The sequence below is a fragment of the Runella rosea genome (assembly GCF_003325355.1).
In the GTDB taxonomy this organism is placed as follows: Bacteria; Bacteroidota; Bacteroidia; order Cytophagales; family Spirosomataceae; genus Runella; species Runella rosea.
Genome location: NZ_CP030850.1, coordinates 992,275 through 1,005,396, shown reverse-complemented (window position 1 = coordinate 1,005,396; position 13,122 = coordinate 992,275). Strand labels below are relative to the sequence as shown.

Sequence of the window (13,122 nt, the reverse complement as noted above, 5' to 3'; positions counted from 1 at the left end):
ATATTGAACCGCTTAGATGAATCTACAGAATGGTACATTTAAGCACAAAAACTGGGGGTAAATCGGATGAAGTTTCCGATATTAATAAACATGCTTTAAAGGATATTGAGGAGGGTAGAATGTAATGTGGTAATTTTTATTGGGATATTTTTTTTATTTATTTTTTACTTAAAAATGCTATTTTGAAAGTCTTAATTGGTTTTTATGATTGAATGTTTCTTAAAAATGTTAATTTTTTTGGGATATATAATTATAAAATAAACAAATAAATTTTGTAATATTTTTATATTTCACTTTGACTTGGAGGGCTAATGCTCGCTTTTATCCGTTTTAGAAATTAACGAAATAGAATATTATTTGATAAGTTTTTTTAAAAAAGATAAAATTGTATGGTTTATTTTACGGAATTCGTCTATATTTGATATACCAATACGAGATGACAAAAATCATATATATTGTAAGGTAGTTTTATAATTTTACCGATATTAATATTTATTATTTTGGCATTTTGATAAAGGTATATTACTAGTGCTTTGGTCGAGTATCAACCATTGAAAATTCAACGTTATGTCTCAACACTCGTTACTACCGTCTACGATTACTTATCAAATTAATCGACGGAAAAATCACCCACGCTTTGTGGCTGATGTTATGCTGGTCATGCTGTCTTACATGTTGGCCGCCAATTTTACCAACCGTACCTTACAACAGGTAGATGTCTTAATTATTTCTGGAATGGGAATGGGTTGGTACTTCTCTTCCAAACTCACGGATCTGTACAATGAATTTCGAACGGTGACCTTCATTGATGAGATTCTGGCATTGTTGCCCAATTTGCTCACCCAATTTATCGTTTTAGTGGTCTCGCTTTTCTTCTTGAAAGATTACGACTACACCCGCAGTTTTACCCTTGCGTACGTGGCGGTTTTGGGGGCAAATGTGGTCCTTAAAATGTACAGTACCCGAAAGATTGTTCGATTCTGGAATCTCAAAGGAGTAAACCAGCGGAACTTAGTTATTGTAGGGGAAATGAACCAAGTCGATGGTTTTCGCGATTTGGTGCTGAGAAACCCGCAATTTGGTTACACCATTCTGGGGGCATGGGGGTATAAAGAACCCGGAAGAAGAACGCCGCCGCTTCTTGAAACCATAGATTTTCTGAACGAAACGTCCCTCGGTAAAGTGATTGATGAATTGGTCATTGCACCGAGCCAATTTGAAGAAAGTTATGTGAAAGGCATCATTAGCTGGGCGGATAAGAAAGGAATCCTTGTACGTTTCACGCCGGGCTTTTTTCAGTTCAGCGCATCCCGTTATTCACTGGAGCTGTTTGGTAATTATCCGTTGATTACCGTACGCAGTACCCCGTTGGAAATGGATTCGTGGTGGATGCTCAAGCGGGCTTTTGATGTGCTTTTTAGTGCGGTATTTTTGGTGCTGGTTGCTTCTTGGTTGTTTCCGTTGATTGCGCTGGCCATTCGGTGGGATTCGCGCGGACCCGTGTTCTTTGTTCAGGACCGTTGGGGACAACGCGGACGTAACATTGGGGTTTGGAAGTTCAGAACCATGTACCACAACGCATCAACGGTACGGGAAGATGGTGGATTTAACCAAACGACCCAAGATGACCCGCGTATTACAAAAGTGGGGCGTTTTTTACGGAAGACTAACCTCGACGAACTTCCGCAGTTCATCAACGTGCTGTTGGGAAGTATGTCGGTAGTAGGCCCGCGTCCACACGCTGTGAAGCATAGCTTGGAAACGCTCCCAAAAATTGATAATTACATGATTCGTCACCGCCTCAAGCCAGGCATTACGGGTTGGGCGCAGGTGAATGGTTTCCGGGGCGAAACGCAGGAAATTGGTCTGATGCGCAAACGCGTCGATTATGATATTTGGTACATTGAAAATTGGAGCTTAGTGCTTGATTTTCAGATTGTACTCCGTACTGCTTACAACATGGTGAAGGGAGATCCGAAGGCCTTTTAACAAGCTCATCTCACTGCAACCCTCCTCTTTGATAATGAGTGGAAGTGAAACAAAAACCCTTTTCCTACGGAAAAGGGTTTTTTTATGGGCCACTTTGGGTTGTCTTTGGGGATTTCTTCCTTATTTTTATGGAATGATCCGCAATCCTTATTATTGAATGACCTTTTTATTCGCTTCTCTGTCGTTTTTTTCTTCCTTCACCGTGCTTGATGGGTTGATTATTGTTGCTTTGGTTGCATTAACGGCCGTTCAAATTTGGACCCTTTTAAGGTCAACTTCTTTGTCAAAACAAAGAAAGAAAATCCGTTTGGGGCTCAACGTTTTGATGGGAATGGTGATTTTAATATACGTCATTCAACCGCATTGGACAACCTCAGCGAACACCAGCCGCGTATTGCTCGTCAGTGAAAATGTACCCTTAGAGGCGATAAAAAAAGCCCAAGACAGTCTGAAAATTACCGAAACTTTTTCATTTGATGACTTTGAGCGCCGTACGTCAGAAACGGCTGATTTTGCCGCGCAATTGGGGACGGTTTATGTGCTGGGGCAGGATGCTCGCCCCCAAATGCTTGCCCATCTAAGCCAGCACGAGATTCATTGGATTCCGTGGTTTAAAAATAACGAATTAGCGTCGATACAGTGGAAGGCCATGCTCCGAAAAGGAGAGTTGCAGGAAGTATCGGGAGCCATCGCCTTGGATGCGCCCAAGGTGCTCAAAATCAACTATGCCAATCAGGTACTAGACAGTGTTTTATTGCGTAAAGGGAATCAAACTTTTCGTTTGACGTTTCCTTCTTTTGCCATTGGACGAACCGAAACCACCTTGCTGTTGGATAATCAACCCTTACAGAAGGTGGCTTTTTATTCCCGAAAACCGCAGCCTGTTTCGGCCTACTTTGTCTTGCAAAATCCTGATTTTGAGAGTAAAGCCCTGGCGGAGTGGTTAGGCAAGAAGGGGGGAAGGGTAGAAATGGTGACGGCCGTAGCCAAGAATACACAAACGAGGGTGTCAATGAATCAGGTAAAAAATAAAAAAGATTTTGTGCCCGATATTGTCTTTACCGACCCTGAAAATGCAGGTCATCCGTTGGTGAAAAAGGCTGTTTCGGATGGAAAAAGTGTTTTGTTTTACAACATAACGAATCCAGAGCAAGCCGCAAAAAAGTTGAATGCAACGCTGGGAACAAAATGGAATTTGAAGAAAATCTCCAATGATGAAAGTGTTTTGGTAGGAAACGGACTAACGGCCTTGCCGTACCGATTGGCAGAAAATCCAAACCAAAAAAATATTTTGGGCTATCCCGTAGCCGTGCAAAAAACGGGTGGAATGGTGGGACTGAGTTTGTTGAATGAAACTTTTTCGTTGAAATTAAGTGGCGATAGCTTGAACTATGATAAAATTTGGTCGGGTATTTTGCAGGCGTTGGTGCCCGCGCAAGAAGGGAATATTGTAGTGACTGCCCCGCTTTGGAAAGACACGCGTGCGAGCTTGGTCTTGAATAAATTTTCGCAACCTCTCTCGACCGTTTCGGTGGCGGAAGATACGGTTTCACTCCAACGTTCTTCCCTCAACGCGTTTAGTTATGGTACGGATTATACTTTTAGAAAATCAGGTTGGCAGCCCTTTCAGGATTCTTTGGAGGTATACGTAGAGGAAAATGAAACCGTGGTATCGAATGCGGCCCGAATGGCGGAGAGCGTGCAGGCGCATTCGAGCAATCAATCGAAATATTCAGCAGGTACGACGCAACTGATTACCGCAAAATTGCCAGATTGGGCGTGGTTGGTGCTTTTTTTACTTTGCCTAACTGCCCTTTGGGTCGAGCCTAAGTTAAGGTACTGATGATCATCTATCTACCCGTCAGTCGGTTCAAACCCGACCGACGGGTAATGACTACGCTATTTGAAAGAACTTGTTATTCACTTTTGCTGCAAAAAAGGGCAGACACAAACGGCCCGCCCTTCTGAATTGAAATAAGATGACTGTTAATGGGTATTATTTTTTAAAGAAAAATGTACTCGGTGCAATTTCGGCCTTGACCGAATCAATCAACGTACCGTTGGGTTGATACCGGAGAACATAACCTGCTTGTTTGAAAGAGGGCACCAAACCGGCATAAATCACGCCCGTTTGCGGGTCAACGCCCAATCCTCCCGAAAATAACCGATTGATAAAAGGTTTGTCGGCCACCACGGCCGCCGCATCGATGGAGAAGCTGTAGGTTTCTCCTTTTTGGAGGTAGCCATCGGCTGCGTCGTAGAATGAATTGGTGAAATAAATGGTTTTTTTGTCGGCGCTCAGCGTGAACGAACTGGGCGATTTTGACGCATTGGGCGACGTAATTTTAAAACGGGTTTCCACTGTTTTGGTTTGGGTATTTAGCCGTACCATTTCTCCTCCCGCGTACAGCCACAGTTTATTATTGGCATCAAGACCCACCAAGTCAGGATTGCGGCCAATCTCGATGGATTGTTTAACGGAATCGGTGGCGATGTCGATAACGGTAATTTTTGTCATTCCGCTTCCCGTATTTCCCACAAAAGCTTCGGTGCCAATAACCAAAATGCTTTCGGCTCCGTTTTGGACGGGGATTTTTTTGGTCAATTTGTTGGTGGTCAAATCAAGGACGGCCACATAGCCAGGGTTTTTGTAAAAATTAGAAAAATCACCCGTAGCGTCCCAGCAGGTAATGTAGGCCTTGGTATCGGTCGCTTTGACCACCGCCCGTGGGTTCTCCACTTCGGTGGATGGAATAGACGTCAGACTTTTAAAGGTTCGGGCGTCAACGATTTCGATGCCGTCTTTGCCCGCCGTGGAGTTATCGACAAGGATAATGCCTTTTTCGTTGACTTCCGCATAACCGCTCAGGCTACCCGCAAGCGTACGACTATTTTCTTTCTGAAAAATGTCATACGAGGCGGTCGTAGAAGTTCGTTGCACCAAAGAAATAGACCCGTTGTTGTCCAGAAAATTTCCCGCATTGATGATCAGTACGCCATTGTCGTAGGGTTGAGACGGCTCGGGGTCAGTGGAGTTGCAGGCAGACAAACCAATGGTTAAAAGGCTGGTAATAAGCAGATAATTACGATTCATTTGTGGGTTGTTTTGATTGAAAATAAAAAATAACGTTGAGTGATAGTGTTCTTAAGGGCATCGCGTTTTTCTTGAGATTAGGATATACCGTATTGCTTAGGTTGTTTCCCTGAAGGGCGATGTCGCTGCGAAAATTTCCTTTTTGAAATTGATAATTCAACACCGCATTCAGCAAAAAATAGGGGGCAAATGGCCGACCCGAGTGGTCAAAAGTGCTGTAACGCTCCGAATTAAATTGCTGCTGCACGGTAAGTGAGGCTTTGCCGTGGGTAGCGGTAAGTGTCCCCCCAAACGTGTGTCGTGGCACGTAAATGAGTTGTTTTCCGATAAAATCTTGGGTGTATGGCCCGTAGGTTTTTTGTTGTGAAGCATCGGTCAAACCGTAGTTTAGGTTGGCGTCTAACTGTATTTTATGCCATTTGGTTTTTAGGCCAAACGCAAATTCAAGCCCTTTGGAAAGTACCTGCTGGAGGTTTTCGACCCGATAGTTACGCTCTGGGTTCCAATATGTCCAATCGTCGATGAGATTATGAAAGGCGGTAATGGATGCCGAAAATTGATTCATTTCGGCTAGCCGTTGTTTCAAAATCACGCTGATTTCTTTGTTGAAACCCCGTTCGGGGCGGAGTTCGGGGTTGCCCAAATTGACCCAGTAACGCTCATTGAGCGTTGGTACGCGGTAACTGAGTGACGTATTTCCGCTAAAGCTGATTTTGGTACGCGGACGCGTAAACGCGGTGTACTCGACCCCCAGCGACGGGGTAAATGGGGGGCTGAATCGGGTCACGAAGGCTTGCCGCAGATTGAGCGACGCGCTGAGTTTGCCGTTGAACTGATGCCGGAGCAAGGCGTAAAAATCGGCCCGATTTTCTCGTTTTACCTCATCCCCGTACCCATCCACCCGGGCATTATAATGCACCAATTCGGCCCCAATTTTGAGATTAGTGCCTTTGTCGCAGCTTTGAATCCACGAAAAATCGTGCTCGGTACGGAGAATAAAACGGTCGATTTCGGTATGGCTGGGGTTCAGATTTTCTCCTTTTCCATAATCAATCACGTCCCGGATGAAGCCCGTTCGTATCAGTGTTTTACCAATCTGGTACGAACCCAGCACACGGTAAGCCTGCGTACGGGTGACTTCACGCAACGGAACTTGATGAGGCTGAATGGTGAGGGTATTGTCGGTCAGCCAGAGATTAAATGAGAATAGATTGCCTTTTTGATGTTGCCAATACAGGTCTTGTACCACACCTTTTTGGGTAGTTCGGGTCGGTTCAAACGAATAGCTTTCGCCTTGGCGGGTGCGTCGTGGCTCGGTCCCAAAATAGTTGTTAAAAATACTGCCGTATAAAAGGGTTTTGCCCGAAAGTATCCAATTCTTCCCTGCTTTCTGAATGAAACGTAACCCCGCCTGACCCGTATAATTTTCGGAGCTTTCGAGCCTAAAAGCTGCCAAGGTTTGAAGCCCTTTTTGCCTAAAATCGGGTACGGAGCGTAGCTGAATGCTGCCCCCAACGGCGTCGGTACCTACGCAGCTTGCCGCCGACCCGTACTGCACGCTCATTTGGTCGAAGCCCGCCACGGGAATCGTCGAAAAATCACTTTGCCCCAACGACGGCGAATTGATGTTTATACCGTTCCAAAGCACCGCCGTATGATTGGCGGAAGTTCCCCTAAAAGCAATGCTTGTGGCTTGCCCTGCCCCGTAACTTTTGAACGCCACTGGACTTTGAAACTGGAGGAAGTCGGCCAAAGTGCTGTAACGAAAGCGTGTCAGTTGGATCGAATCAATTTCCTGCACTTTTTGTCCCACCATGAAGCGCTCGGGCCGCACTCCCCGCACGGTTACTTCGCAGAGGCTTTGCTCTTTTTGGGCGTAGAGGTGCGGAGCAATAGCCATTAATACCATGAAAGGTATGCAGCTAACAAACCGCAGGAGCTTGTAAATCAAGGTGTTTTGCCGAAAATGTGAATGTGAAATCGAACGCTCGACGTTGCCTCATTACCCGTAAGGACTCGTCAAGAATGATTGTTGGCAGGTCTCCTGGCTTGTTTCGTTGGCGCTAGTCTTCCCATTCTTTTTAAATTCAGAACAGTGACTAAAAGGTGAGCGACAATGTATTGAAACGTACAGTTGCGGGAACAGCCCCCGAATTGAACGGGATTCCCTATTAAGCCAATCGGCACACACAGAGGCGTACATCAGGCACCAATAACTGGCTCAAAGGTAGAGCAAAAGAATCCGTTTGTCAACTTCTATCTTTAAAATATTCATTCATTTTTGTAAAAATGTAAAGTTAAATGAGTGTTTATTTTTTTACAATTGTACTGGTTGTCAATTAAATGACTTTGCAAAATAATAGATTGGAAGTTACTTTAATAGTTAGGAGTAAAACTTATTCATTTGACTTTTTTGGCCGATTAAGTGCCCTAAAAATAGGGAAGAAGCCCCTCACATTAAAGGGGGAAAGGGTCGGTAAAAGCCTGGTTTGTTTCCATCGCTTTGATTTCAGCATCTGTACACAGGCAGGCTTGCAATTCTTTTTCGATGATTTCTTGGTTGAGGTCTTGTCCGATAATGACCAATTCGTTTTGGCGGTCTCCAAAGCGCTTGTCCCATCGGGTTTCAATGATAGATTTATTGTCAACATAAGCTGCATAGCGAATGCGTTGGTCGAATGGCATACTTGCCCACCAGACCCCCGCGCTTTCGGCACGCAATGAGCCGCCCGCTTGACTCCAGTTGATGGCTTCGTTGGGGCGAGAAGCAATCCAAAATAATCCTTTAGAACGAAGAATGCCTGCGTGCCAATCGTTGGAAAGGTAATGCCAAAAACGCTCGGGATGAAACGGGCGGCGGTCGCGAAAAACGAACGAACTGATGCCGTATTCTACCGTTTCAGGGGTATGGGTTTTGCCCGTTTTGAGATTTTCTAACTCCTGAATCCACCCCGCCGATTGTTCGGCTTTATCGTAATCAAAAAGCCCCGTATTTAAAATGTGGGCCGTAGAAACGTTCCCAAAACTAGATTGAATGATTTTAGCAACTGGATTGAGAGACGAGATAATCGCCTTTAATTCACCTAATTGGGCTTGAGAAACTAAGTCGGTTTTATTAAGAATGATTATGTCGGCAAACTCTATCTGGTCAGTCAAAAGATTGACAATGGTGCGATGGTCTTGCGGGTCTTCATTGAGGGCGCGGGTATGCAGGGTATCGACCGAACCAAAATCTTTGGCAAAATTTAGGGCGTCGACGACCGTAATCATACTATCAATTTGGGCAAAACGGGATAAATCAATGCCGTTTTCTTCGTCTTTAAACGTGAAAGTTTGCGCGATAGGTACGGGTTCAGAAATTCCCGTCGATTCAATCAATAAGTAATCAAATCGGTTTTCGTGGGCCAATTTTTCCACCTCAATCATCAAGTCCTCGCGTAGGGTGCAACAGATGCAGCCATTTGACATTTCAACGAGCTTTTCTTCAGTTCTGGAAAGGGTATTCTCCCGTTCAACCAGTTGAGTGTCAATGTTTACTTCACTCATGTCGTTGACAATCACGGCCACTTTTAGCCCTTCTTTGTTGTGTAAAATATGGTTGAGTAGGGTGGTTTTTCCCGCTCCTAGGAAGCCGCTCAGTACCGTAACGGGTAGTTTCTTTTGCTTATTCATACTTTAGACTTTTTTATGCAACAATGTTGCAAATATGGGCGGATTAATTTTGTTATGCAACAATGTTGCATAAATTAAGGTTTCTACACCTACAAAAATGAAAGCTCGCAGATTTTAGTCGTGGCTTAGAACTGTTTTTTAGGAAGGGTTTTAAAAAAAGAATAAAATTATTTGGATTGAATCTAAATAGTCCCTTCCTTTGTCTATTATTTATAATTAATCTAAATAAATATAGTTAATCATTTCACTTTTGAAAAAGAAGAGTGTGATTGAGAAATGATATAATCCATCCTGCCATTGCTTTGCGTTTACCTTAAAACAGCACTTTTATGACACACCAACATCCCTTTAGAACCCTTCTCGAAAAAGAGTACGGATACGTAGGCGTATGTGAAATCTGCAAGGTTTATCACATTGCTTTTAAGAACATTATGTTTTGTTTGAATGAAAGCGAATTTGAATGGTTTCGGCAACTATTGACCGAAAAAAGAATGATGGAAGCCTATGAAACCCCGCATGGAAAAGAGCTTATTCATTACACGCCATTATCTAATTTTTATCTCCTTTTTTCTTACACCGAACTGAGTGAATTGCTCACCCTATTGAATGAAGTAGCCCTCACGGTAGAGGCGCGAAAAATGCTCAAAAATGTCAATTGATGCATTTGGTTTTTTAAGTATCTGTCTGTATTACAGTTTTTTATGTTTTTGATGCTTTGGCATCAATACGGTTTTGTTTTGTCGCAATACACTTTACCCTACTTATTTTTTACCATTTTTTTACCAATCAGTCATACCTCTTTTTATTAAAATGAACTTTATCAGTATCCCCACTAAAACGATGAAAATCTACCTCTCCCTTGCATTATTATTACTATCCAGCTGGGCAATGGCTCAGCACGCAACCATCAAAGGCCGCATCACTACGAGCGACGGTAAAGCGGCCGAATTTGTGAACGTAAACCTGAAAGGGGCGGGCAAAGGAACCGTCACCAATCAAGAAGGTGAATTCTTATTTGAAAAAGTAAAAGCTGGCAATTACGCACTTCAGGTGAGCTTTGTCGGGCTGGAGACCCAAACCCAAAGCGTGTCGGTTACGGCGGGGCAGGTGTCGGATGTAAACGTAGTATTGAAAGAAAATCTGCGTCAATTGGAAGAAGTAGTTGTGACGGCTTTCCCCAATAAATACAATGCTGATATGCCTTCGGTTTCGCTTCGGTTGAAGACACCGTTGATTGAAACGCCCCAAAATATTCAGGTATTGACCAAGGCGTTAATAAACGACCAACAAATTTTTGACATGCTCGAAGGGGTAACCCGTAACGTGAGTGGTGTGACTCGCCTCGAACATTGGGACAACTACGCATTGCTAAACATGCGCGGCTCGCAAATTGCGGCTTTCCGCAACGGTATGAATGTACAGATGCCTTGGGGGCCGCTTGCCGAAGACATGAGCATGGTTGAAAGTATCGAATTTGTGAAAGGCCCAGCGGGCTTTATGATGGCCAACGGCGAGCCTAGCGGGTTTTATAACGTGGTAACGAAAAAGCCGACGGGCATTACCAAAGGAGAAATGACGCTGACCTTGGGAAGTTTTGATACCTACCGCGCCACCGCTGACTTTGACGGTTTGCTGAGCAAAGACGGAAAATTGCAATACCGCCTTAACGTGATGGGCCAAATGAAAGGCTCGCATCGCGACTATGAATTTAACAATCGCTATTCCGTGGTGCCAGTGATTAAGTACAAAATCAACGATAAAACCTCGTTGACGGCCGAATATACTTATCAATATTCGCAAATGTCGATGATTGGCTCGGCCTACGTATTTTCGCAAAAGCCCTACGAGCACTTGCCCGTAAACTTTACCCTGACGGAGCCAAATTTAGACCCGACCAACATCAATGACCACAGTTTGTTGTTGATACTGAATCACCAAATTAACAAAGATTGGAAGCTGACGGGGCAATTAGCGTACTACAATTACAACCAAATTGGGACAAGTATGTGGCCCAGTTCGGTAAAAAGCGACGGAACAATTGTGCGCGGTATTAGTATTTGGGATGCCTTGGGAATCAACAGAATAGGCCAGATTTTTGTGAACGGCGACGTCAAAACGGGTGGGATTACGCACCGTATTCTGGCGGGGCTGGACATGGGACAGAAAGAATATTTTGCCGATTGGGCACAAAGCAGTACGTTAAAAGGGGCGGCTCCTTTTAATATTTATAATCCAGTTTATGGAACGGTGCCCGCAGATTCATTGCCAGTGTTTGACCGTTCGAAGAGCCTTCGGAGTCGCGGGGTGAATTATGGACAAAGTTATTCGGGCTTATACGTGCAGGACGAGTTGCGTTTTTGGGATGGAAAAATTCGGCTGACTTTGGCGGGAAGATACACCACCGCTAAAGACTATGACCCATATTCTGGGAGTGTAAAAAGCAGTAAATTTACGCCGCGTATAGGTATGAGCATTTCTTTGAACAAAAGTACTTCGGCCTATGCAATGTACGACCAAGCCTTTATCCCGCAGGCAGGAGCGGATGTAAATGGAAGGAGTTTTGACCCCATTACTGGCAATAATACCGAAGCTGGTTTGAAAAAAGAATGGATGGGTGGGCGTTGGAATTCGACCGTTTCGTTGTATCAAATTACCAAAAATAACGTCCTGACCGCCGACCCAAACAACCCGAATTTCTCAATTCAATTAGGACAAACCAAAACCAAAGGTGTTGAGTTTGACCTGCGCGGTCAACTGCTCCAAGGCCTCGATTTGACCCTAAATTATGCCTATACCGACGCAAAAGTGACCAAAGATACCGACGAAAAGAAGGTGGGCGTGGCCGTAGCGGGGGCAACAAAGCACATCACCAACGCGTGGCTTTCATACCGTGTTAGCAATGGCAACTTGAAAGGATTGGGCGCTTCGCTGGGCTATCAGTGGCAAGTAGACCGTTCGTCGTGGTACGTATTTGACGGAACGAACCAGGCGCTCCCCAATTATTTTCGCCTCGACGGAGCCGTGTCGTGGCAGAGCAACCGCCTGACGGTGGCGCTCAATGTCAACAACTTACTGAATGAATACCTGTTTTCGGGCGCGCCCTATACGTGGTTGAACGCGTACTATTGGCAAACCGAGCCACTCCGCAACAGCCGTCTTAGCATTGGTTATAAATTTTAATCAACCATGAAGTTCAAAAAAATCATTGGACTGCTGCACCTGTGGCTGGGGTTGGCGTCGGGGATTGTGGTGTTTGTCATCAGCATTACGGGATGTTTGTACGCTTTTCAGGAAGAAATTCTGAATGCAACCGAATCTTTCCGATACGTTGAGCCGCGTGCTTCTGTTCAGCTATCTCCTTCCGTTTTGAAGGAGATAGCCACTCGAGAGTTGCCCCAAAAACACCTTCATGCCATTATGTATTTGGGAAATGCCAAAGCCGCCCAAGCCATCTTTTTTCACTTCGACCCGTCGTATTATTACATCGTGTACCTCGACCCTTACACGGGAAAGGTGCTGAAAGTCAAAGATATGGATGCCGACTTTTTTAGGATTGTGTTACAGGGGCATTTTTATCTGTGGCTACCTCCCAATATTGGCCAACCCGTAGTGGCGTATTTCACGCTGGCCTTTGTGGTGATGCTTATTTCGGGGATTGTGCTGTGGTGGCCCAAAAACCGCGCAGCGGCCAAACAACGCGTTTGGTTTCGGTGGAAGAAAGGAATGCAGTGGAAGCGCAAAAACTACGATTTGCATAACATTTTGGGTTTTTATGGAGCTTTTTTCATCCTTGTTTTGGCCGCTACGGGCTTGGTATGGGGGTTTCAGTGGTTTGCGAGTTCGGTCTATACGAGGCTAGGAGGGGAGAAATCCCTGCTTTTTGAGGAACCTATTTCTGCCATTACCCAACCCGTATTGCCTTCCTCACAAGCCCCCGCCATTGATCGGATTTGGCATCAAATGCAACAAGAACACCCCAACGCCAAAACGTTGGAAGTGCACATTCCTGAAACAGATTCTTCTTCCATTGCGGTGAATATCAACGAAGAAGAAGGCACCTTTTGGAAAACCGATTACCGCTATTTTGACCAATACTCATTGCAAGAGTTGCCCGTAAATCACATTTACGGACGCTTCAAAGACGCGACGTTGGCCGATAAAACTTTTCGGATGAACTATGATATTCATGTGGGGGCCATCGGGGGTTTGGCGGGTAAAATACTGGCTTTTTTTGTCAGCCTGATTGCGGCGAGTTTACCCATCACGGGATTTTATATTTGGTGGGGCCGCCGTGGAAACGGCCGCCAAAAAAAAGTGATGAGGACAACCGATACAACAGGAACGAAACAGGTCTTGACTAAATAGGG

8 protein-coding genes and 1 riboswitch are annotated in these 13,122 nt (G+C 44.7%); of the genes, 5 read left to right on the top strand and 3 right to left on the bottom strand.

The genetic code is table 11. The annotated features are described in order from the left end of the window. Positions 1-567 precede the first annotated feature (567 nt). Positions 568-1,989: an exopolysaccharide biosynthesis polyprenyl glycosylphosphotransferase gene (locus DR864_RS04340; protein ID WP_114065802.1), complete on the top strand. Its 1,422-nt coding sequence runs from the start codon at positions 568-570 to the stop codon at positions 1,987-1,989. Between the two features lie 157 nt (positions 1,990-2,146). Then, a complete protein-coding gene (locus tag DR864_RS04335; protein ID WP_114065801.1) occupies positions 2,147-3,832 on the top strand; it encodes a hypothetical protein in 1,686 nt (561 codons plus the stop codon). 153 nt (positions 3,833-3,985) lie between these two features. Here DR864_RS04335 and DR864_RS04330 read toward each other — a convergent pair whose 3' ends face one another. The 3 genes from DR864_RS04330 to DR864_RS04320 all read right to left on the bottom strand — a co-directional run bounded on the left by DR864_RS04330 (position 3,986) and on the right by DR864_RS04320 (position 8,755). After that, positions 3,986-5,083 carry a DUF5074 domain-containing protein gene (locus DR864_RS04330; protein WP_114065800.1) on the bottom strand — a complete coding sequence of 366 codons (1,098 nt, stop codon included), beginning with the start codon at positions 5,081-5,083 and terminating at the stop codon, positions 3,986-3,988. Continuing rightward, positions 5,073-6,992: a TonB-dependent receptor plug domain-containing protein gene (locus DR864_RS04325; RefSeq protein ID WP_114065799.1), complete on the bottom strand. Its 1,920-nt coding sequence runs from the start codon at positions 6,990-6,992 to the stop codon at positions 5,073-5,075. Before DR864_RS04325 ends, DR864_RS04330 begins: the two co-directional genes overlap by 11 nt. Before the next feature lie 108 nt (positions 6,993-7,100). Beyond that, a riboswitch (cobalamin riboswitch) is annotated at positions 7,101-7,312 on the bottom strand. Between the two features lie 228 nt (positions 7,313-7,540). Then, a complete protein-coding gene (locus DR864_RS04320) occupies positions 7,541-8,755 on the bottom strand; it encodes a GTP-binding protein (RefSeq protein ID WP_114065798.1) in 1,215 nt (404 codons plus the stop codon). Between the two features lie 329 nt (positions 8,756-9,084). Between DR864_RS04320 and DR864_RS04315 the strand changes: the two genes are divergently transcribed. The 3 genes from DR864_RS04315 to DR864_RS04305 all read left to right on the top strand — a co-directional run bounded on the left by DR864_RS04315 (position 9,085) and on the right by DR864_RS04305 (position 13,120). Continuing rightward, complete coding sequence (locus DR864_RS04315; protein WP_114065797.1) at positions 9,085-9,414, top strand: DUF6686 family protein; 330 nt, start codon at positions 9,085-9,087, stop codon at positions 9,412-9,414. A 181-nt stretch (positions 9,415-9,595) separates the two neighbouring features. Then, positions 9,596-11,935 carry a TonB-dependent receptor gene (locus tag DR864_RS04310; protein ID WP_114070144.1) on the top strand — a complete coding sequence of 780 codons (2,340 nt, stop codon included), beginning with the start codon at positions 9,596-9,598 and terminating at the stop codon, positions 11,933-11,935. Between the two features lie 6 nt (positions 11,936-11,941). After that, positions 11,942-13,120: a PepSY-associated TM helix domain-containing protein gene (locus DR864_RS04305; RefSeq protein ID WP_114065796.1), complete on the top strand. Its 1,179-nt coding sequence runs from the start codon at positions 11,942-11,944 to the stop codon at positions 13,118-13,120. Positions 13,121-13,122 lie beyond the last annotated feature (2 nt).

What these genes read in the sequence shown, in the direction of transcription:
- DR864_RS04325 (WP_114065799.1), bottom strand. Translation starts at nt 6,992, where the DNA reads ATGGTATTAATGGCTATTGCTCCGCACCTCTACGCCCAAAAAGAGCAA.
- DR864_RS04320 (WP_114065798.1), bottom strand. Translation starts at nt 8,755, where the DNA reads ATGAATAAGCAAAAGAAACTACCCGTTACGGTACTGAGCGGCTTCCTA.
- DR864_RS04305 (WP_114065796.1), top strand. Translation starts at nt 11,942, where the DNA reads ATGAAGTTCAAAAAAATCATTGGACTGCTGCACCTGTGGCTGGGGTTG.
- DR864_RS04330 (WP_114065800.1), bottom strand. Translation starts at nt 5,083, where the DNA reads ATGAATCGTAATTATCTGCTTATTACCAGCCTTTTAACCATTGGTTTG.
- DR864_RS04310 (WP_114070144.1), top strand. Translation starts at nt 9,596, where the DNA reads ATGAAAATCTACCTCTCCCTTGCATTATTATTACTATCCAGCTGGGCA.
- DR864_RS04315 (WP_114065797.1), top strand. Translation starts at nt 9,085, where the DNA reads ATGACACACCAACATCCCTTTAGAACCCTTCTCGAAAAAGAGTACGGA.
- DR864_RS04335 (WP_114065801.1), top strand. Translation starts at nt 2,147, where the DNA reads ATGACCTTTTTATTCGCTTCTCTGTCGTTTTTTTCTTCCTTCACCGTG.
- DR864_RS04340 (WP_114065802.1), top strand. Translation starts at nt 568, where the DNA reads ATGTCTCAACACTCGTTACTACCGTCTACGATTACTTATCAAATTAAT.